We start from the raw sequence: 20,078 nt of genomic DNA, 5'->3' as shown, positions 1-20,078 counted from the left end.
GCCTTCGTTACCCCGCGACCGCCACGAGCAGGCGTCCCCGGCGGCATTCCGCGAGCGCCTCGGGGGTGAGGACCGGTCGGGGGACCACGATTCCGCAGGCCGTGCAGACGGGGCCGGAGGACGGTTCGTGGGCCAGGTCGTACTTCCAGACGAGGCGCTCGCCCGAGCAGACGGGGCAGACGGCGCCGGGCTCCCGCTCCAGGGCGGCGATCAGCCGGCGCAGCACCTCGGCCAGTGGTTCATGGGGGTGGATCCCGGGGTCGTCGCACCAGGCGACCCCGAAGCCGCCCCAGGTGAGCCGGTGCCAGTCGTCCACGCTGCCGGGGCTGCGCAGACCGTCGTGCTTCTCCTTCTTGCGGCGCTGGGCGAACCCGGCCTCGTAGGTGAGCCAGACGGAGCGGGCCGCCTCCAGTTCGTCCAGTGCGGCCACGAGCCGCACCGGATCGGGGGACCGGTCCTCGGGGTCGAACCCGGCCCGGGAGCACAGATGGTCCCAGGTCGCCCGGTGACCGTAAGGAGCGAACCTCTCAAGGCACTTGCGCAGTGAATAGCGCCGCAGTGCCAGATCGCTCCTCGGGTCGCGCACCTGTCTCGCCAGACTGCGGAATCCCGCCATCGCCCTGCACCTCCGTCACACCTGCACCTGTACTTCGGTCACTTCGGCGTCGTCGTAAGGACGTCGCCGAATAGACGTATCGACACGCGATTCGGCTCCATCTGTTTTTCGGCGACCGCCATAAAACCGCCAATCAGCCGGTTATCGGCCATCCGCAAGACGGTTGTCGGCCGTCTCTCGGGTCATTCCCGGCCGTCGTCGGTGGCGGTCGGTGGCCCCGGCAGGGCTCCGTCGGCCCCTCCGGCGCCGAAAGTGACGCATGTTCATCTTCTAACCCGGGGATACCGGCAGTAACATCCCGCCCACCCCCGTCGTGAGGAGTCAGCCATGCCCCGGCGTATCCCACGCACCATCCTCGACAGACTGAGAACTCCCCGCAGATTCCCCAAGTTCCTCATGGGCGCTTCGGTATGCGTTCTCATTGCCGGTCTTTTGTCACCGCTTTCCCAGGCGGTCGCCGCCGACACCCCCGCCGCCGCGGCGAACGACTACTGCGGCAGCCAGTGCTCGGACATTCTCCCCGCAGGTCAGAACGGCAACGCGACCCTCGCGGAGATCCTTCTCAACCAGGCTTTCGGCACTCAGCCCGCCCACGCGGACGATCAGCTGGCGCCCTACGGCAATCTGGCGTCCGGTTATTCCGCTCTCACCGACGCCAAAATTAATGATTTCTTCAGGGACGCCTCGTTCGGGGTCCCCGCCGATCAGGTCGAGTCCACCCTGAAGCCCGCGGGGCGCACCGACGTGACGATCGTCCGTGACAAGAAGACCGGCGTGCCGCACATCACGGGCACCACCCGCTACGGAACCGAGTTCGGCGCCGGGTACGCCGCCGCCCAGGACCGGCTGTGGCTGATGGACGTCTTCCGGCACGTCGGGCGCGGCAAACTGACCCCCTTCGCGGGCGGCGCCCCCTCCAACCAGGGCCTGGAACAGGAGTTCTGGCGCCACGCCCCGTACACGGAGGCGGATCTGCAGGCGCAGATCGACAGCGCCGTCGCCAACAACGGAGCCCGGGGCCAGCAGGCGCTCGCCGACGTCAGGGCCTACCTCGCCGGCATCAACTCCTACATAGACGCCTCGGACAGCGGCCGCTACTTCCCCGGCGAGTACGTCCTCACCGGCCACAAGGACTCCATCACCAACGCCGGGACCATCGAACACTTCAAGGAGACCGACCTGGTCGCGCTGGCCTCCGTGATCGGCGCGCTCTTCGGCTCCGGGGGCGGCGGCGAGGTCAACAACGCCGTCTCCCTGCTCGCCGCCCAGTCCAAGTACGGCGTGGAGGAGGGCACCAAGGTCTGGGAGTCCTTCCGTGAGCGCAACGACCCCGAGGCCGTCCTCACCGTCCACAACGGCGAGAGCTTCCCGTACGCCACCAAACCGGCCACCCCGCAGGGCACCGCACTGCCCACCGCGGGCACGGTGACCGAGGAGCCGCTGGTCTACGACCGCACGGGCAGCGCGGCCACCGCCACGGCCACCGGAACGACGGCCTCGGCGACGGCGAGCGCCCTCAGTTCCGCGCGACGCGGTATGTCCAACGCCCTCGTGGTGAGCGGCAGGTCCACCGCGAGCGGCCACCCGATCGCCGTCTTCGGACCGCAGACCGGCTACTTCGCGCCACAGCTGCTCATGCTCCAGGAGATCCAGGGCCCAGGACTCAGCGCCCGCGGCGCCTCCTTCGCGGGCCTGAGCATGTACGTCGAACTCGGCCGCGGCCAGGACTACGCGTGGAGCGCCACGACCTCCGGCCAGGACATCATCGACACCTACGCGGTCGAGCTGTGCCAGGACGACACCCACTACCTGTACCGCGGCACCTGCACGGCCATGGAGAAGGTCGAGCAGACCAACGCCTGGAAGCCCACCACCGCCGACAGCACCCCCGCGGGCTCCTACCGCATGCAGGTCTGGCGCACCAAGTACGGCCCGGTCACGCACCGGGCCACGGTCGACGGCAAGAAGGTCGCGTACACCACGCTGCGCTCCTCCTTCCTGCACGAAGCCGACTCGATCATCGGCTTCCAGATGCTCAACGACCCGGACTACGTGAAGAGCCCGCAGACCTTCCAGGCGGCGGTGCAGCACATCAACTACACCTTCAACTGGTTCTACGCCGACTCGGAGCACACCGCCTACTACAACAGCGGCGACAACCCCGTACGCGCCACCGGAGTAGACGCCGAGTTCCCGGTGTGGGCGCAGCCGGCGTACGAGTGGAGAAACTGGACGCCGACGACGAACACCGCCGACTACACCCCGGCGTCCGCGCACCCCCACTCCATCGACCAGGACTACTACATCTCCTGGAACAACAAGCAGGCCAAGGACTACACCACGGCTCCCTGGGGCAACGGCTCCGTCCACCGCGGCAACCTCCTGGAGGACCGGGTGAAGAAGCTGGTGACCGCGGGCGGGGTGACCAGGGCCTCGCTCACCAAGGCGATGGCCGACGCGGCGCTCGCCGATCTGCGCGCCGAGGACGTCCTGCCGAAGCTGCTGCAGGTGATCAGGAGCTCGCCGGTCACCGACACGACGGCCGCGGCGGCCGTGACGAAACTGTCCGACTGGGTGGCGGCGGGCGCCAGGCGCAAGGAGACCTCCGCCGGTTCGAAGGCGTACGCCAACGCCGACGCGATCCGTCTCCTCGACGCCTGGTGGCCCGCGCTGGTGAAGGCCGAGTTCGAACCTGGCCTCGGCAGCGACCTCTACACCGCGATGACCGCCAACCTCCCGGTGGACGAGGCCCCTTCGGCGGGACACGGGCCCACCGGATCGCACGCCGGCAGCTCCTTCCAGTACGGCTGGTGGAGCTATGTCCACAAGGACCTCAGGGCGGTGCTCGGCGAGTCCGTCCAGGGCGGCCTCGCCAAGCCGTACTGCGGCGGCGGCAGCCTCAGCGCCTGCCGGGACATCCTGATCGGCACGCTCAGGACGGCGGCCGGCCGAACCGCCGCCCAGGTCTACCCGGGCGACGACCTCTGCTCGGCGGGCGACCAGTGGTGCGCCGACTCGGTCAACCAGCGGACGCTGGGCGGCATCAAGCACGGGAAGATCAGCTGGCAGAACCGGCCGACCTACCAGCAGGTCGTGGAGTTCACCTCGCACCGGTGAGGTAGGGGAGGCGCAGCGGTACGTACGTACTGGTGGCGGGTCAGCGGATGCGGCCCGCCGCCAGGACCACCTGGGCCAGTTCCCGGTGGCAGATGTCGCTGTGGGCGCCCGCCGGGGCGCCGCCGCGCCGCACCACCGCGGAGGCGTCGACGTTCACACATCCCGAAGCGGGCAGCTTCGCCCGCAGCGCCTCGGCGAGCGTGAACGCCTTCGTGCCGGACACCGCCTGCACCCCGTCATGGCCCAACGCCCCCCACCTGGGTCCGAGAAGGCGGGGAAAAGCGAGGTCGACGGCCGCCCGGTCGTCGCCCGCCGTCCGCGAGGCCAGTGGATAGACCGTGCCGAGCGCCGAGTCGAAACGGGAGAAGCAGCAGACCAACGGGCCGTCGATACGGTCCTGTTGGCCGTGCAGCACACCGCTGTCCCGTACGTCGTGCGGGAGCCGTCCCGAGAACGCGTAGTGCGAGAAGGCCGCCTGGAGCAGCGTCACGGACTTCACGGTCCGCACCCCCTTGGGCAGCCCGCGCAGCGCGAAGGACACCAGGCGCCCGCCGAAGCTGTGCCCCACGAGATGCACCCGCACCCCGGGAGCCGTCTGTGCGAGCCGCCCGACCAGCCGCCCGAGACCGCGCTCGCCGACCGTGCCCGCACGGCGCTTCATCGCGAAGTACGTTGCCTGGCGCAGCAGTTCGTGTGCTCCGTCCCAGGCGCGGGCGAGGCGGGGCGCGGCCTGCGCCCTCTCCGCGGCGGGTTCGGCGCCGGCCTCCTCCGCCAGTGCCCGCGCGAACTCACGGCAGGTCCGCGCGGTGTCGCCGAGGAACATCCGCGGCTCGTTCGGAGCTTCGGCAGACGATCCGGGCGGAGAGTCGGCCGGGGACCCCGAATCCGCCAGGGTGTCCGCGGCGAACGCGGCGCCCGGCGCCTCCGGCCGCAGCTCGACCAGCAGCCGTACCAGCCGCCCGTACTCCTCCAACGCGGCGTCACCCTCCGGCTGTTGGTCGAGCATCCGGGCGATCTGGTCGATCAGGGTGGCCCGGCCGGGGAAGGCCGTCAGCAGGGCGCCGCGCGTGCCCTTGTCCAGCGCCGGGCCCACGGGCACCGCGGCGAGGCTCCGCGCGAAGTCGGGGATCGGCTCGTCGGTGAACCGCATCGACGGCCACAGCACGCCCACGTATCCGAGGCGGGCGTTGGGCGCGAGGGCGGGAACGTGTGCGAAGAAGCGGCTGTAGAGCCGGGTCGCCATCGCATGGTCGTTGTTCCAGCCGTGCGCGAACACGATCAGGTCCTTGACACCCCGGTCCACCACCTCCCGGAGCAGCCGGTCGCGCTGCCGCGCGTCCACATCGCCGTCCGCGTCGAACGTCAGCTCCCAGTAGGGAGTCACGCCCACTTCAGGATCCGCCATGACAAGCCCCCTTCGGCCTCCGCAACCCGTGCGATGTGCACGTAATCGTCCCGCCGACCGGGGGAGTTGGCCAGGGGCCACGTCCAGTCTGACCAGCCCGAACTCATGTCTCAGCGGATGATCCAGAACGGATGGTCCAGGATAGGGGATCCGATGCGGGTGGGGTGCCACGGCCGACGCCACGGACGATCCGGGGGGCCTCAGCGGTACAGGAGGTATTCCTTGCGTACGCGTCGGAACGCCGCCAGTTCGTCCCGCCAGCCCGCCACGACCTCGTCGGCCGTCGCGCCCGCGTCGATCATCGTGCGGACCAGCGTGGAGCCCGTCAGCTTGTCGATCCAGTTGTCCGGCCGCCAGGCGAACCCGCTCCACACCTGTTTGGCGGTCACCAGCAGCGCGATCCCGGTGCGTACGGGGTCGTACGCGGCGCGGTCGTGGACGTGGAGCTGCACACCGCCGACGGTCTTGCCCTGGAACTTCGAGAACGTGGGCGCGAAGTACGCCTCCCTGAAGTGCACCCCTGCCAACCCGAGCTGTTCCGCCTCGGCGGCCCACCGCCGGTCGATGCCCTCCGCGCCGAGCAGCTCGAAGGGGCGGGTCGTACCGCGCCCCTCCGACAGGTTCGTCCCCTCGAAGAGACAGGTGCCCGCGTACACGAGAGCGGTGTCGGGCGTCGGCATGTTCGGGCTCGGCGGCACCCACGGCAGCCCCGAGGCGTCGTAGAAGTCCGACCGCCGCCAGCCCGACATCAGGACCGTCTCCAGGGGCACCGGCTCCGCGAGGAACTCCGCGTTGAACAGCCGCGCCAGCTCCGCGACCGTCATCCCGTGCGCCTGCGAGATCGGCTCCCGGCCGACGAACGTCGCGAACTCCTTGTGCAGCACGGGCCCGTACGCGCCGCGGCCCGTCACCGGGTTCGGCCGGTCCAGCACCACGAAACGCTTGCCGGCGATCCTGGCCGCGTCCATGCAGTCGTACAGCGTCCAGATGTACGTGTAGAAGCGGGCGCCCGCGTCCTGGATGTCGAAGACGACCGTGTCCACGGCGGAGGCGGTGAAGACGTCGGCCAGGGGCTGCCCGCTCTTGAGATACGTGTCGTAGACCGGGAGGCCGGTCGCCGGGTCGTCGTAGCGGCCCTCGGAGCCGCCGGCCTGCGCGGTGCCGCGGAAGCCGTGTTCCGGGCCGAAGACGGCGACGAGGTTCACGTGGTCGTCGGCGTGCATGACGTCCACGATGTGGCGGGCGTCCTTGGTGACGCCCGTCGGGTTGGTGACGATGCCTACGCGGTCGCCGTCCAGGAGGGAGTAGCCGCTTGCGGCGAGGCGGTCGAAGCCGGTTCGGAAACGGCGGGGGGCCGTTTCCCCGGTGGGGGCCGCCCCGGGTGCGGCCGTGGCCGGCGTTCCCGTGGAGATCGCCGCCGCGGTCGTGGTGGCGGCGAGGAGACTTCGTCTGGACAGGCGGTGCATGGGGCCTCCGTGGGGGCGGAAGGGGGTTGCACTGGCATGTGCACGGTATGGCTTCCGCCGGTTGTTCGTAAGCCGCCGGTCCGTCGTGGCCGGTCGCGCAGTTCCCCGCGCCCCTTGGGGGCTGCGCCCCCTGAAAGACAAAAGACTGCGCCGTTCCCCGCGCCCCCTCTGGGGCTGTGCCCCCGAAAAGCAAAAGACTGCGCCGTTCCCCGCGCCCCTTACGGGTCGCATACCGACCGGTTAGTCTGGTGGGAGCGGAGCATTGATGTCGTCGTGTCGAAGGAGACCGATGGTGGAAGCCATGCAGGATGCCGGAGTCGTCGTCACCGGGGCCGGCGGAGGGATCGGGGCCGCGCTGGCCCGGCGGTTCGCCGCCGCGGGGGCCCGGGTCGTGGTCAACGACCTGGACGCCGTGAAGGCCGCGGCCGTCGCCGAGGAGATCGGCGGGATCGCGGTCCCCGGCGACGCGTCCACCATCGTGGCCGACGCCCGGGAAGCCCTCGGCGGCACCGTCGACGTCTACTGCGCCAACGCCGGACTGCCCTCGGGCGGCTCCGAGGCGGCCCCCGCACGGGTCTGGGAGCTCGCCTGGGACGTGAACGTGATGGCGCACGTCCGTGCGGCCGAGGAACTGCTCCCGGCCTGGCTGGAGCGCGGCAGCGGCCGTTTCGTCTCCACCGTCTCGGCGGCCGGACTGCTCACCATGATCGGCGCGGCCCCGTACAGCGTCACCAAGCACGGCGCGTACGCCTTCGCCGAGTGGCTCTCCCTCACGTACCGCCACCGCGGTCTCAAGGTGCACGCGATCTGTCCGCAGGGCGTGCGCACCGACATGCTCGCGGGCACCGGCAGCGCAGGGGACCTCGTCCTGCTGCCCACCGCCATCGAGCCCGAGGCCGTCGCGGACGCCCTCTTCGCCGGGATCGAGGAGGACCGCTTCCTGATCCTCCCGCACCCCGAGGTCGCCGAGTACTACCGGGCGCGCGCCGGCGACCCCGAGCGCTGGCTGACGAACATGAACCACATCCAGCAGAAGTGGGAGGCCGACGGCCGATGACCACCACCTCCCTGTACGCGGGCCGGCCGTGGGTCGCCCTCCTGAACGAGGCCCAGCGCGGACCCGTCAGCCCCGACGACTCGCCCGTGCACGCCCTGCGCCGGGCCGTCGCCGAGACGCCCGACCGCACCTTCCTCACCTACTTCGACGGACGGCTCACCTACCGCGAGGTGGACGAGCTGAGCGACTCGGTCGCCGGACACCTCGCCGGACGCGGTCTGGAGCGCGGCGACCGGGTGGCCGTCCTGCTGCAGAACAGCCCGCTCTTCGTGCTCGCCGTCCTCGGCGCCTGGAAGGCCGGCGCGACCGTCCTGCCCGTCAACCCCATGTACAAGTCGGGCGAGGTGACCCACGTCCTGCGGGACGGCGAGGTCGCCGCGCTGATCTGCGCCGACCGGGCCTGGGAGTCGTATCTGCGCGACACGGCCGCCGACTCGCCCGTACGCATCGTGCTGACCGGCTGCGAACTGGACTTCCAGACGCGGGACGACGCGCGCGTGCTGACCTTCGAGCGGCTGCCGCAGGCCCCGGACGCCGACGACCTGACGACCGTCGCGAAGGCCGGCCACAAGGCGCCGGCCGACCGCGACCAGGGCCCGGCGGACATCGCGCTGATCAGCTACACCTCGGGCACGAGCGGCGCTCCCAAGGGAGCCACCAACACGCACGGCAACGTCATGTACAACGCCGAGCGCCAGCGCACGGGCCTCGCCCTGCCCGAGGCGCCCGTGTACTTCGCGATGGCGCCGCTGTTCCACATCACCGGGATGGTCTGCCAGTTCCTCGCGTGCCTCAACAGCGGGGGCACGCTCGTCCTCGCGTACCGCTTCGAGTCGGGCGTCGTCCTCGACGCGTTCGCCGAGCACCGGCCGCACTACACGGTCGGCCCCTCGACGGCCTTCATGGCGCTGGCCGCGCACCCCTCCGTGACGCCGGACCACTTCTCCTCCTTCGTGAACATCTCGTCCGGCGGCGCGCCGCTGCCGCCCGCGCTCGTCGAGAAGTTCCGGGCGGGCTTCGGCCCGTACATCCGCAACGGCTACGGACTCACCGAGTGCACCGCCCCCTGCGCCTCCGTGCCGCCCCACCTGGAGGCGCCCGTCGACCCCGCCTCCGGGACGCTCGCCGTCGGCCTGCCGGGCCCGGACACGGTCGTACGCATCGTCGACGACCACGGCCAGGAGGTGCCGTTCGGGGAGCAGGGCGAGATCCTCGTACGCGGCCCGCAGGTCGTGCCCGGCTACTGGCGGCGCCCCGAGGCCACCGCGGAGACCTTCCCCGACGGGGAACTGCGCACCGGCGACATCGGTTTCATCGACACGGACGGCTGGCTCTATGTCGTCGACCGCAAGAAGGACATGATCAACGCGTCCGGCTTCAAGGTGTGGCCGCGCGAGGTGGAGGACGTCCTCTACACCCACCCGGCCGTGCGCGAGGCGGCCGTCGTCGGGGTGCCCGACGGGTATCGCGGGGAGACCGTCAAGGCGTACATCAGCCTGCGGCCGGGGGCGGAGGAGGACCCGGCCGTACTCGCCGCGTACTGCAAGGAGAGACTGGCCGCCTACAAGTACCCGCGGCAGGTGGAGATCCTGCCCGACCTGCCGAAGACGGCCAGTGGGAAGATCCTCCGGAGGGAACTGCGCGCCCGTCCGCACGACGGCGCGTAGACAAACGCGGACGTACAAGGCGGGGCGCAACCGGAACGCCTCGTACGGCCTCTACAACGTGAACAACACAAAGAACACTGGAAGGCAGGTGGCGGCAGTGCCCAGGACGACGGACGGGGACGGCACGCCCGTTCCGAGGCGGCTGCTGGCCGCCGCCACCCGGCTCTTCGCCGAGCGCGGCTACGACCGCACGTCGGTCCAGGAGATCGTCGAGGCGGCCGGTGTCACCAAGGGTGCGCTCTACCACTACTTCGGCTCCAAGGACGATCTGCTCCACGAGGTGTACGCGCGCGTGCTGCGGGTGCAGCAGGAGCGGCTCGACTCCTTCGCGGACGCCGACGCGCCGGTGGAGGAACGGCTGCGGGGCGCCGCAGCCGACGTCGTCGTCACGACGATCGACAACCTCGACGACGCGTCGATCTTCTTCCGCTCGATGCACCACCTGAGCCCGGAGAAGAACAAGCAGGTACGGGCCGAGCGGCGGCGCTACCACGAGCGGTTCCGCGCGCTGATCGAGGAGGGCCAGGAGGCGGGGGTCTTCTCGAAGAAGACCCCGGCGGACCTGGTGGTCGACTACCACTTCGGCTCGGTCCACCACCTGTCCACGTGGTACCGCCCTGACGGCCCCCTCACCCAACAAGAGGTGGCGGACCACCTCGCGGACCTCCTCCTGAGGGCGCTCCGCCCGTAGTCGGCTCTCCGCGGGCCGGCGGGGGCGGACGCCAAAGACTGCGCAGTTCCCCGCGCCCCTAGGTACCTAGGGGCGCGGGGAACTGCGCAACGGGGGGTGCGGGGGCGGAGCCCCCGCGTCGGTGACGGGAACGGGTAGGGGCGGCGGGGGCGAAAATCCCGCCCCAGCCACCCCGCCACCTCGCCAGAGGATCAGACGTACTTCTTCAGCTCATGCCGCGCCAGCGACCGCTGATGCACCTCGTCCGGCCCGTCCGCCAACTTCAAGGTACGGGCCCCGGCCCACAGCTCGGCCAGCGGGAAGTCCTGACTCACACCCCCCGCACCGTGCAACTGAATCGCCTTGTCGATGATGTCGACCACCGTCCGAGGCGTGGCGATCTTGATCGCCTGGATCTCCGTGTGCGCCCCCTTGTTGCCCACCGTGTCCATCATCCACGCGGTCTTCAGCACCAGCAGCCGAAGCTGCTCGACGGCGACCCGCGCGTCCGCGATCCAGTTGTGCACGACCCCCTGCTGGGCCAGCGACTTGCCGAACGCCTCACGGGACACCGCCCGCCGGCACATCAGCTCGATCGCCCGCTCGGCCATGCCGATCAGCCGCATGCAGTGGTGGATGCGGCCGGGCCCGAGCCGCGCCTGCGCGATGGCGAAGCCGCCGCCCTCCTCGCCGATGAGGTTCGCGACCGGGACGCGCGCCCCGTGGAAGACGACCTCGGCGTGACCGCCGTGGGAGTGGTCCTCGTAGCCGTACACCTGCATCGCGCGCTTCACCTCGACGCCCGGGGTGTCGCGCGGCACCAGGATCATCGACTGCTGACGGCGGATGTCGGAGCCTTGGGGGTCCGTCTTGCCCATCACGATGAAGATCTTGCAGTCGGGGTTCATGGCCCCGGAGATGTACCACTTGCGGCCGGTGACGACGTACTCGTCGCCGCCGTCCGCGCCGCCACCGGAGGTCCGCTCGATCAGCGTGGTGATGTTGGTGGCGTCCGAGGAGGCCACCTCCGGCTCGGTCATCGCGAACGCCGACCGGATCTCACCGGCGAGCAACGGCTCCAGCCACTGCTTGCGCTGCTGCTCGTCGCCGAACTGGCTGAGCACCTCCATGTTGCCGGTGTCGGGCGCCGCGCAGTTCAGCGCGGTGGGCGCCAACTGCGGGGAACGGCCGGTGATCTCGGCGAGCGGCGCGTACTGGAGGTTCGTCAGCCCGGCCCCGTACTCGGAGTCCGGCAGGAAGAGGTTCCACAGGCCCTGACGGCGGGCCTCGGCCTTCAACTCCTCGACCACGGCCGGAGTGTCCCACGGCGAGGCAAGCAACTGGCGCTGCTCGTGGGCGACTTCCTCGGCCGGGTAGACGTACTCGTCCATGAAGGCGAGCAGCTTGGCACGCAGTTCCTCGGTGCGTGCGTCGAACGCGAAGTCCATGATGCGGTCAGCCTTCCTGAAGGGTGGTCAGGCCGTGCTCGATGAACACGGGCACCAGGTCGCCGATACGGTCGAAGCCCGCGCCGACGGTCTGGCCGAGCGTGTAGCGGTAGTGGATGCCCTCCAGGATCACGGCGAGCTTGAACCACGCGAACGCCGTGTACCAGGCGACGGCGGACACGTCGCGCCCCGAGCGCGCGGCGTACCGCTCGATCAGCTCGGCCGGCGACGGGTGTCCGGCGGCCGTCGCGGTCGTGGAGACGGGGGAGTCGGCCAGCCCCAGCGGCATGCTGTACATGACCAGCAGGCCCAGGTCGGTGAGCGGGTCGCCCAGCGTGGACATCTCCCAGTCGAGGATCGCCCTGATCCGGTCGTCCTCGCCGATCAGCACGTTGTCGAGCCGGTAGTCGCCGTGCACGACGGTGGCGGTGGGGGAGTGCGGCAGCTCGCGTCCGAGGGCGGCGTGCAGTTCGTCGATCCCGGCCAGTTCGCGGTTGCGTGAGGCGTCCAACTGCTTGCCCCAGCGGCGCAGTTGCCGGTCGAGGAAGCCCTCGGGCCGGCCGAAGTCGGCGAGGCCCACCTCGGCGGGGTCCACGGCGTGCAGCTCGACCAGGGTGTCGACGAGGCCGAGCACCGCGCCGCGCGTGCGCTCCGGGCCGAGGGGGGCGAGCTGCTCGGCGGTCCGGTAGGGCGTGCCCTCCACGAAGTCCATGACGTAGAACGGCGCGCCCAGCACCTCGGTGTCCTCGCACAGCAGCAGCGTCCGCGGCACGGGTACGGCGGTGGAGTGCAGCGCGCTGATCACCCGGTGCTCGCGCTTCATGTCGTGCGCGGTGGCCAGGACGTGCCCGAGCGGCGGCCGGCGCACGACCCACTTGGAGGTGCCGTCCGTGACCGCGTACGTGAGGTTCGACCGTCCGCCCTCGATCAGCCGGCCGGTCAGCGGGCCGTCGACCAGTCCGGGCCGCTCGCTGTCGAGCAGTCCGCGCAGCCGGTCGAGATCGAGACCTGGCGGGTGGTCTGGACTCATCGTGTTTCCTCCGTAGGCGGGGATCAGGGCTCCCCCACATGATGCCGACCGGTCGGTATGCCGTCCAGTGGGCAAACGAAACGTGACCGGCGTCTCGGGGCCGCCCGGTGCGCCGGCGGTCGTCCCCGCACCCCTCGTGACGGGCGTGACGGGCGTGGCGGTGACGGGTCATGGTGACCGTCATGAACGTAGTCGACGTGGCCGCCGTGCGGCACCGCCGGGTGTGCGCGGCCGGGTGTCCGCAGCCGTTGCCGTGCTCATGGCCGTGCCCGGCGTGGGAGCTAGGGCCTGTCTGACAATTCCCGTCTGCCGGGCGACGACGGGAATTGTCAGACAGGCCCTAGAACACCAGCGCCGCCGCGCAGACGGCCAGCGCGATCGTGCACAGGGCGGCGGTGCTCGCGTGCCTCGGGGCGAACGCCTCCGGGGGCACGCCCCCGGACAGGGCGCGGATCCGCCGGTGCGCCACGGCGAGGAAGCCCAGCCACAGCGCGCAGCACAGCGCGCACACCAGCAGCGCGGTCACGCCCGGTCCGTCGCGCAGTGCCGACTTCCCGGCGAGTACGGCGGCCACGGTCGCCGCGAGGGTCGTCCGCCGCCAGGCCAGCCGGGTGCGTTCCGGCTGGAGTCCCGGGTCCCGGCCTCCGGGCCCGCCGGCGCCCGCCGTCACTACTCCCACCCCGCCAGTACGACCACCACCATCGCGATGGCCACCAGGGCTACACCGATGCTCAGCAGGGCAGGGAAGCGGGACACCGGCAGGTCCTCGCCCCTGCGCATCGCGCGTTCGCAGCGGACCCAGTGGTTCACCGACCGCAGCGCGCACAGGACTCCCGCGGCCAGCAGTCCGAGGGCCAGTCCGGCCCGCCACTCCCAGCGCAGATCCGGCAGGAACTGGTCCACGGCGAAGCCGCCGCCGATCAGGGCGAGCGAGGTCCGCAGCCACGCCAGGAACGTCCGCTCGTTCGCCAGCGAGAACCGGTAGTCGGGGGTGACCCCTTCTTCCTCGATCCGCGCAGGCGCGAACCACAACCGGACGTTCCGCACAAACTCGATCACACCAGCGACCCTACCGGCCCCCGGTCATGGCGCCGCAGGCCCGCGCTTCCAAGGGGCGCGGGGAACGGCGCAGTCTTTATGTCCTTGAGGGGCGCGGGGAACGGCGCAGTCTTTTGTCTTTAAGGGGCGCGGGGAACGGCGCGCCCAGCCCCCACCGGCCCGCACAGCTGAACGCACCTCAGCCCGCCCCCGCCGCCCCCTCCCGAAACGCCCGCAGCCGCGAGTACGCCGCAAGCCCGTCCGGCACGAACTCCCACACCCCCAGCCGCTCCTCCACCTCCCCCTCGGAGAGGAACGCATGCCAGGCCACCTCCTCCACCTGCGGAGAGACCGCCACCTCGCACCGCACCTCGTACACGGCCGACCACCAGCTCTTCCCGGCCCCGTCCTCGTACAGGAACTTGAACAGGAAGGTCGGCCGGGCCAGCCCGGACACCCCCAGCTCCTCCTCGGCCTCCCGCAAAGCCGCCTCGTCGTAGCTCTCGCCCGCACCCACCACTCCGCCGACGAACATGTCGTACAGGGAGGGGAACACCAGCTTGGTCGACGTGCGCCGGTGCACGAACAGGCGTCCCTGCGCATCGGTGACCTGGATGAACGCGCATCGATGCCGCATCCCGCGCGCGTACACGTCCCCGCGCCGGGCCCGGCCCACCACCTCGTCGTGCTCGTCGACGACGTCGAGAATCTCGTCAGCGGAACTCATCCGCCCATCAAAGCAGCCTGTCGGCGACCCACGGCGACCCACGGCGACCCACGGCGACCCACGGCGACCCACGGCGACCCACGGCGACCCACGGCGACCCACGGCGGCCCACGGCGGCCCACGGCGGGCCGAACCGGCCGGTGCGAGGTCAGCGGGGCTGCAGGTCCCGCAGCCGCTCCTTGAGCGCCACCCCGTTCGGCATCGCGGGGTGCAGTCCCAGCAGGACGACGCCCGCCACGATCCCGGCGAGTCCCGCGGCCTCCCAGGCCAGCGCCCCGGTGTCGGCCCGCAGCCGGTCCCCGAGGAAACCCACCCCGCACACGATCCCGGCGATCGGCTGCGCGGCGGTGAGCGCGGGCAGTGACATCCGCAGCGGCGCGGTCTCGAAGGCGCTCTGGACGAGCACGAGCCCCGTGATCCCGAGGGCGACGACCGCGTACGACTGCCAGCTCGTGGCGAGCGCGACCCAGCCGCCGTCGGAGAAGCGGGTCCCGCTCACCCGTGTGAGCGCGTCCTGGACCCCGTACAGCAGCCCCGCCGCCACCCCGAGCGCGGGACCGGAGCTGAGCCGGGACCGTTTGGCGTACGCGGTGAGCAGCAGGGCGAGGCCCACCATCACGCCGATGATCAGCCAGTGCCGTACCGGGTCGGAGATCGCGTCGCCGCCCCGCGGCTGCCCGGCCACGATGAAGGCCGTCACGCCGCCTGCGAGCAGCAGGAGCCCGCCCCAGCCCTGCCGGCCGAGCGGCTGGCGCGTCTGGCGCCGGGAGAGGACGAGGGCGAAGAGCAGATTCGTGGCGAGGAGCGGCTCGACGAGGGACACCTCGCCGTGCGCGAGCGCGATCGCGCCGAGCGCCATGCCGACCACCATGAAGGCGATGCCGCCCAGCCAGCGCGGCACCTTCACGAGGTCGAGGAGCAGCCGGGGGGAGAGGAAGTCGCCCAGGGGTGCGTGCGACGCCGCGTTCTGCTGGAGGACGAAACCGACGCCCAGGCAGCAGGCCGCGCCGACGGCGAGGACGAGAACCAGAACCGACACGCTGCGTACCTCAAGACTTCGGACGGTGACGGGGCGGGGTGTGGTTGCGATCGACTGTAGCCCGAGTACCCGCGACCCGGCAGTTGACTGGGTCACTCCGGTGCCCAAGGATCTGACCGATCGGTAACGACCGGTCGGTAACAAGCCTCAGGAGGACCCGCCCATGGCGTACGACGCAGATGTGATCGTGATCGGAGCGGGGCTCGCCGGGCTCGCGGCGACCGCGGAACTCGTCGACGCGGGGCGCAAGGTGATCCTCCTCGACCAGGAGCCGGAGCAGTCGATCGGCGGTCAGGCGCACTGGTCGTTCGGCGGCCTGTTCTTCGTGGACTCGCCCGAACAGCGCCGGATGCGGATCAAGGACAGCCGCGCGCTGGCGCTCCAGGACTGGATGGGCACCGCGGCCTTCGACCGTCCGGAGGACCACTGGCCCCGCAAGTGGGCCGAGGCGTACGTCGACTTCGCGGCCGGCGAGAAGCGCAGCTGGCTGCACAAGCAGGGCGTGCGCTGGTTCCCGGTGGTCAGCTGGGCGGAGCGCGGCGGCTACGACGCGAACGGCCACGGCAACTCCGTGCCGCGTTTCCACATCACCTGGGGTACGGGCCCCGGTGTCGTCGCCCCCTTCGAGCGCCGGGTCCGCGAGGGCGTGGCGCGCGGCCTCGTACAGCTGAGGTTCCGCCACCGCGTGACGGGTCTGTCGCGCAGCGCGGGCGCGGTCGACACGGTGAGCGGCGAGATCCTGGAGCCGTCGGACGTCGAGCGCGGCCGGGCCAGCGGCCGCACGGTCGCCGGCGCCTTCGAACTGCGGGCCCAGGCGGTGATCGTCACCTCGGGCGGCATCGGCGGCAACCACGAGCTCGTACGCGCCAACTGGCCCGAGCGCCTCGGCGCCCCGCCCGAGCGGATGATCTCCGGGGTGCCCGCGCACGTGGACGGCCGGATGCTCGGGGTCGCGGAGGACGCGGGCGCGCACTTCATCAACCGCGACCGCATGTGGCACTACACCGAGGGCATCCAGAACTGGAATCCCATCTGGGACAAGCACGGCATCCGTATCCTCCCCGGCCCGTCCTCGCTCTGGCTGGACGCCCGCGGCAACCGGCTGCCCGTACCGCTGTTCCCGGGCTTCGACACGCTGGGCACGCTCGAACACATCATGACAACGGGTTACGACTACACGTGGTTCGTGCTCGACCAGAAGATCATCGGTAAGGAGTTCGCGCTCTCCGGCTCCGAGCAGAACCCCGACTTCACCGGCAAGTCCGTCAAGGGCGTCTTCCAGCGGGCGCGCGCCGATGTGCCGGGGCCGGTGCAGGCGTTCATGGACAAGGGCGTCGACTTCGTCGTCGAGAAGGACCTCGCCGCACTCGTCCGCGGCATGAACGCGCTCACCAAGGAGCCGCTCATCGACGAGGCCGAGCTGCGCCGCGTGATCACCTCGCGCGACCGCGAGATCGCCAACCCCTTCACCAAGGACCTCCAGGTGACGGCCGTCCGCGGCTCCCGCGCCTACCTCGGCGACCGGCTGACCCGCACGGCGACCCCGCACCGCATCCTCGACCCCAAGGCCGGCCCGCTGGTCGCCGTCCGCCTCAACATCCTCACCCGCAAGACACTCGGCGGCCTGGAGACCGACCTCTCCTCGCAGGTGCTGACCGAGGGCGGCGACCCGCTGTCCGGGGTGTACGCGGCAGGGGAGGCGGCCGGTTTCGGGGGCGGGGGAGTACATGGCTACCGGGCCCTCGAAGGGACGTTCCTGGGCGGCTGCCTGTTCTCCGGGCGCACGGCGGGGCGGGCCGCGGCGCAGGCCGTGGACTGACGGTGAGGCCCAACTCACGTCGTGTGGGCCCGGGTTGACGCGTGTCAGCGATCGGGTGGGCCTTGACGTGAACCCGTAACGAGGGGTTGGCTGTGCGTGACCGCGCGCTGACAGAACCAGTCAGCGGTGAAGGTCGACCGGCCACACACCGGTCCTGCACACCAGACCTGAATATCCGCGTCGTGCGAGGGAGTTCCGCGGTGTCCCCACCTCCGCCGCCCCTCGGCCGCGCCCGCAAGCGCGCGGTCCAGCCCTTCGACGCCGCACTCGACGACACCGAACTCGTCGCCGCCCGCGCCGCGTTGGCCCAGGGGCGGTGGACCGCCGTACGCGCCCTGCTGGCCGCGACCGGTGACGACTGGGACCGCCGGGGCCATCGCGTCACGACCCTGGCCCAGGAGAGCGGCACGCTCGCCTGGGCCCGCGACTGGCAGCTCGCCGAACCCGAGTCGGCCGACGCCGCCGTGTTGCTCGCCGTCGCCACCGTCCAACGCGCCCTGAACGGCAAGGAGAAGCCGACCAGGGCGCGTGAGGCGTGCCGTACGGCGGCCGAGGCGCTGCCCGCCGACCCCACGCCCTGGCTCGGCCTGCTGATGCTGGAGCGGGTCCTCGGCGCCGACCAGGACGTGGTGCAGCTCTTCGACGAGGTCCGCCACCGCTACCCCGACCACCACCACGCCCACCATCTGATGGTGGCCCGGCTCGCCGAGCGGCGCCCCGAGTCCGGGCAGGACCCGCTGCACGAGGTCTACGACTTCGCGACCTGGTCCGCCGAACAGGCGCCCGCCGACTCGCCGCTCGCGATCCTGCCCGTCGTCGCGCACGCCGAGCGCTATCGCGTCCTGGCCGCGGCAGGCAGCGAATCGCCCGACCCGGTGGCCTCCGGACACTGGGTCGGGCGCCGGGCGCGCCAGGTGATGAAGTCGGCCTTCGACTGGTGGCTGGAGTGGGAGCGCGACGACCATCCGCGCAGCCGGCTCGACCTCAACTTCCTCGTCCACGCCAAGTACTGCGAGGGCCGGGGCGCCGAGGCCGCCGCCCTGTTCCACCGCATCGGACCGCACGCGACCGCGGTGCCCTGGTCGTACCCCGGCCGGGACCCGCACCAGGCCTTCCGCGCCGCCCGCGAGAGCGTGCTCGGCACGGTCTGAACGACCCCCGGCCAGCCATCCAGCAATCCGCCCGCCCGCCCAGCCAGTCAGCCAGCCATCCAGTCATCCAGTCAGGCAGCAGCCTGTCAGTCGAAAGGACGATCCCGCCATGACGACGGGCACGAGCAGACCGGCCGCCACCGACAAAGGCATCAGCACCTTCAAGGGCCAGGACCGGGCCCTGCGTTCCGACCGGCTGGGTACGGGGGGCCTGCTGCTCTCCGTCCTCGCGGCGACCGCCCCTCTCATGGTGGTCGCGGGTGTCATGCCCACTACATTCGCGGTGATGGGCATCGTCGGGCAGCCGCTGCTCTTCGTCCTGCTCGGCGTCGTACTCGTCCTCTTCAGCGTCGGCTACGCCGAGATGAGCCGCCACGTCCACAACGCGGGCGCCTTCTACGCGTACATCTCCCGAGGACTCGGCGGCCTGGCCGGCTCGGGCGCCGCGGCGGTCGCGCTCGTCGCCTACAACGCGCTCCAGGTCGGCATCTACGGCATCTTCGGCTTCGAGGTGTCCGGCCTGTTCGCCACCTACCTCGACATCGAACTCGCCTGGTGGATACCGGCGTTGCTGGCCGCCGTCCTCGTCGGCGCCCTCGGCTGGCTGAAGATCGACGTGAACGCGCGCGTGCTCGGCGTGCTGCTGCTCATCGAGGTCGCCCTCGTCGTCATCTTCGACATCGCGGCCGTCGCCGACCCCGCCAGGGAAGGCCTGTCGCTGCACGCCTTCAACCCGGACACCCTGAGCGGTGCGGGCCTCGGCACCGCGCTGTGCTTCTGCATCGCCGCGTTCCTGGGCTTCGAACAGGCCCCCGTGTACGCGGAGGAGACCAGCCGCCCGCACATCCTGGTCCCGCGCGTGATGTTCCTCGCGATCGGCTTCGTCGCCGTGTTCTTCGCGCTCAGCTCCTGGGCACTGACCGTCGCCGCGGGCCCCTCCGGGATCGTGGGCGCCTCCCGGAAGCAGAGCGCCGGACTGCTGTTCCACCTCACCGAGTCACGGCTCGGCGACACGTTCACCGACGTGCTCCACGTGCTGTTCGTGACCGGCATGTTCGCCGCGATGCTCAGCTTCCACAACGTCGTCGCCCGGTACGCCTTCGCCATGGGCCGCGAAGGACTGCTGCCCGCCGCCTTCGGCCGGACCACGGGCGCGAGCGGCGCCCCCGGCACGGGCTCGCTGCTCCAGTCCGCCGTCGCCGTGGTGGCCGTCGTGGCGTTCGCCCTCGCCGACGACAAGCCGGCCGGCGACCCGACCGCGCCCGTACTGCACCTCTTCACCTGGATGGGCAACGTCGGCGCGCTCGGCGTCATCGTGCTGATGGCCGCCGCCTCGCTCTCCGTCGTCGTCTTCTTCGTCCGCCGGGGCGCCGGGCGCGCCCAGGCCTGGCGGCTGGCCTGCTCGGTGATCGCGGGCCTCGCGCTCCTCGTCATCGCCGTCTACACGGTCAAGGACTTCGACGTCCTGGTGGGCGCGGGACCCGGCTCCGCACTGAGCCGGCTGCTGCCCGGCGTCATCGTGCTGGCCGCCGCCGCGGGCGTCGCCCAGGGCCTGTTCCTGCGCGCCCGCAAACCCGAGGCGTACGCCGGTATCGGGCTCGGCAACGAGGCGTTCCAGCTGGACAAGGCGGCGGGGTCCGACGCGTGACCGCCGCTCCCGATCGCCCGCTCCCGACCGCCCGTTCCTGACGGACACGGCCCCTGACGGACACGGCGCCTGACGGACACGGCCCCTGAGAAACGTATAAGAAGTCATTACGTGTCTCTGACGGGCACCCCCGACCGCTGGCTTCTGGCGGCCGGGGGTGCTCGAATCCATGTGTGAACC

General features: G+C 71.2%; 15 protein-coding genes and 1 pseudogene. 7 read left to right on the top strand and 9 right to left on the bottom strand.

What is annotated here, in order from left to right:
* Positions 1 to 7: 7 nt before the first annotated feature.
* Complete coding sequence (locus tag C6Y14_RS36060; protein WP_107021105.1) at positions 8 to 616, bottom strand: hypothetical protein; 609 nt, start codon at positions 614 to 616, stop codon at positions 8 to 10.
* A gap of 327 nt (positions 617 to 943) precedes the next feature.
* On the opposite strand from C6Y14_RS36060, the gene C6Y14_RS36055 reads away from it, so the two are divergent.
* Entirely contained in the window at positions 944 to 3,733 is a 2,790-nt protein-coding gene (locus C6Y14_RS36055; RefSeq protein ID WP_107021104.1) for a penicillin acylase family protein, read from the top strand.
* Positions 3,734 to 3,773: 40 nt separating this feature from the next.
* On the opposite strand, the gene C6Y14_RS36050 is transcribed toward C6Y14_RS36055, so the two are convergent.
* Together C6Y14_RS36050 and C6Y14_RS36045 are read right to left on the bottom strand one after the other, a co-directional pair.
* The gene (locus C6Y14_RS36050) at positions 3,774 to 5,138 is read right to left on the bottom strand and encodes a serine-threonine protein kinase (RefSeq protein WP_107021103.1); all 1,365 of its coding nucleotides are present in this window, start codon (positions 5,136 to 5,138) and stop codon (positions 3,774 to 3,776) included.
* A gap of 200 nt (positions 5,139 to 5,338) precedes the next feature.
* Positions 5,339 to 6,604, bottom strand: a complete 1,266-nt coding sequence (locus C6Y14_RS36045) for an exo-beta-N-acetylmuramidase NamZ family protein (protein WP_107021102.1) — start codon at positions 6,602 to 6,604, stop codon at positions 5,339 to 5,341.
* 289 nt (positions 6,605 to 6,893) lie between these two features.
* Here C6Y14_RS36045 and C6Y14_RS36040 point away from each other — a divergent pair, with 289 nt between their 5' ends.
* The 3 genes from C6Y14_RS36040 (at position 6,894) to C6Y14_RS36030 (ending at position 10,019) form a co-directional block, all read left to right on the top strand.
* Positions 6,894 to 7,661 carry an SDR family NAD(P)-dependent oxidoreductase gene (locus C6Y14_RS36040; RefSeq protein ID WP_107021101.1) on the top strand — a complete coding sequence of 256 codons (768 nt, stop codon included), beginning with the start codon at positions 6,894 to 6,896 and terminating at the stop codon, positions 7,659 to 7,661.
* A complete protein-coding gene (locus C6Y14_RS36035; protein ID WP_107021100.1) occupies positions 7,658 to 9,328 on the top strand; it encodes a class I adenylate-forming enzyme family protein in 1,671 nt (556 codons plus the stop codon). Before C6Y14_RS36040 ends, C6Y14_RS36035 begins: the two co-directional genes overlap by 4 nt.
* Before the next feature lie 97 nt (positions 9,329 to 9,425).
* On the top strand, positions 9,426 to 10,019 hold the full coding sequence (locus C6Y14_RS36030; RefSeq protein ID WP_107021099.1) for a TetR/AcrR family transcriptional regulator: 594 nt from the start codon (positions 9,426 to 9,428) through the stop codon (positions 10,017 to 10,019).
* Positions 10,020 to 10,210: 191 nt separating this feature from the next.
* Here the strand turns inward: C6Y14_RS36030 and C6Y14_RS36025 are convergent, their stop codons facing one another.
* From C6Y14_RS36025 to C6Y14_RS35995, 6 genes are all read right to left on the bottom strand, one after another.
* A complete protein-coding gene (locus C6Y14_RS36025; RefSeq protein WP_107021098.1) occupies positions 10,211 to 11,446 on the bottom strand; it encodes an acyl-CoA dehydrogenase family protein in 1,236 nt (411 codons plus the stop codon).
* A gap of 7 nt (positions 11,447 to 11,453) precedes the next feature.
* Positions 11,454 to 12,476, bottom strand: a complete 1,023-nt coding sequence (locus C6Y14_RS36020) for a phosphotransferase family protein (RefSeq protein WP_107021097.1) — start codon at positions 12,474 to 12,476, stop codon at positions 11,454 to 11,456.
* A gap of 340 nt (positions 12,477 to 12,816) precedes the next feature.
* Positions 12,817 to 13,146 (bottom strand): DUF202 domain-containing protein, encoded by a 330-nt coding sequence (locus C6Y14_RS36010; protein WP_107021095.1) that lies wholly within the window; start codon positions 13,144 to 13,146, stop codon positions 12,817 to 12,819.
* Positions 13,146 to 13,535, bottom strand: coding sequence for a YidH family protein (locus C6Y14_RS36005; protein WP_107021094.1), 390 nt, complete (start codon positions 13,533 to 13,535; stop codon positions 13,146 to 13,148). Before C6Y14_RS36005 ends, C6Y14_RS36010 begins: the two co-directional genes overlap by 1 nt.
* A 178-nt stretch (positions 13,536 to 13,713) precedes the next feature.
* Positions 13,714 to 14,241: an NUDIX domain-containing protein gene (locus C6Y14_RS36000; protein WP_107021093.1), complete on the bottom strand. Its 528-nt coding sequence runs from the start codon at positions 14,239 to 14,241 to the stop codon at positions 13,714 to 13,716.
* Between the two features lie 148 nt (positions 14,242 to 14,389).
* Positions 14,390 to 15,280, bottom strand: a complete 891-nt coding sequence (locus tag C6Y14_RS35995; RefSeq protein ID WP_107021092.1) for a DMT family transporter — start codon at positions 15,278 to 15,280, stop codon at positions 14,390 to 14,392.
* A gap of 163 nt (positions 15,281 to 15,443) precedes the next feature.
* On the opposite strand from C6Y14_RS35995, the gene C6Y14_RS35990 reads away from it, so the two are divergent.
* The 3 genes and pseudogenes from C6Y14_RS35990 to C6Y14_RS35980 all read left to right on the top strand — a co-directional run bounded on the left by C6Y14_RS35990 (position 15,444) and on the right by C6Y14_RS35980 (position 19,898).
* Positions 15,444 to 17,099 (top strand): FAD-binding dehydrogenase, encoded by a 1,656-nt coding sequence (locus C6Y14_RS35990; protein ID WP_107021091.1) that lies wholly within the window; start codon positions 15,444 to 15,446, stop codon positions 17,097 to 17,099.
* Between the two features lie 200 nt (positions 17,100 to 17,299).
* Positions 17,300 to 18,250 carry a hypothetical protein gene (locus C6Y14_RS35985; RefSeq protein ID WP_107021090.1) on the top strand — a complete coding sequence of 317 codons (951 nt, stop codon included), beginning with the start codon at positions 17,300 to 17,302 and terminating at the stop codon, positions 18,248 to 18,250.
* Positions 18,251 to 18,333: 83 nt separating this feature from the next.
* Positions 18,334 to 19,898 (top strand): annotated as a pseudogene (locus tag C6Y14_RS35980) (APC family permease).
* Positions 19,899 to 20,078 lie beyond the last annotated feature (180 nt).

It is taken from the genome of Streptomyces dioscori (assembly GCF_003024195.1).
Lineage (GTDB): Bacteria > Actinomycetota > Actinomycetes > Streptomycetales > Streptomycetaceae > Streptomyces > Streptomyces dioscori.
This window is presented reverse-complemented; position numbering and strand designations above follow the sequence as displayed.

Coding starts and splice junctions, on each gene's coding strand:
- C6Y14_RS36035 (WP_107021100.1), top strand. CDS start 7,658: ATGACCACCACCTCCCTGTACGCGGGCCGGCCGTGGGTCGCCCTCCTG.
- C6Y14_RS36025 (WP_107021098.1), bottom strand. CDS start 11,446: ATGGACTTCGCGTTCGACGCACGCACCGAGGAACTGCGTGCCAAGCTG.
- C6Y14_RS36000 (WP_107021093.1), bottom strand. CDS start 14,241: ATGAGTTCCGCTGACGAGATTCTCGACGTCGTCGACGAGCACGACGAG.
- C6Y14_RS36040 (WP_107021101.1), top strand. CDS start 6,894: ATGGTGGAAGCCATGCAGGATGCCGGAGTCGTCGTCACCGGGGCCGGC.
- C6Y14_RS36045 (WP_107021102.1), bottom strand. CDS start 6,604: ATGCACCGCCTGTCCAGACGAAGTCTCCTCGCCGCCACCACGACCGCG.
- C6Y14_RS36020 (WP_107021097.1), bottom strand. CDS start 12,476: ATGAGTCCAGACCACCCGCCAGGTCTCGATCTCGACCGGCTGCGCGGA.
- C6Y14_RS36055 (WP_107021104.1), top strand. CDS start 944: ATGCCCCGGCGTATCCCACGCACCATCCTCGACAGACTGAGAACTCCC.
- C6Y14_RS35990 (WP_107021091.1), top strand. CDS start 15,444: ATGGCGTACGACGCAGATGTGATCGTGATCGGAGCGGGGCTCGCCGGG.
- C6Y14_RS36050 (WP_107021103.1), bottom strand. CDS start 5,138: ATGGCGGATCCTGAAGTGGGCGTGACTCCCTACTGGGAGCTGACGTTC.
- C6Y14_RS36060 (WP_107021105.1), bottom strand. CDS start 616: ATGGCGGGATTCCGCAGTCTGGCGAGACAGGTGCGCGACCCGAGGAGC.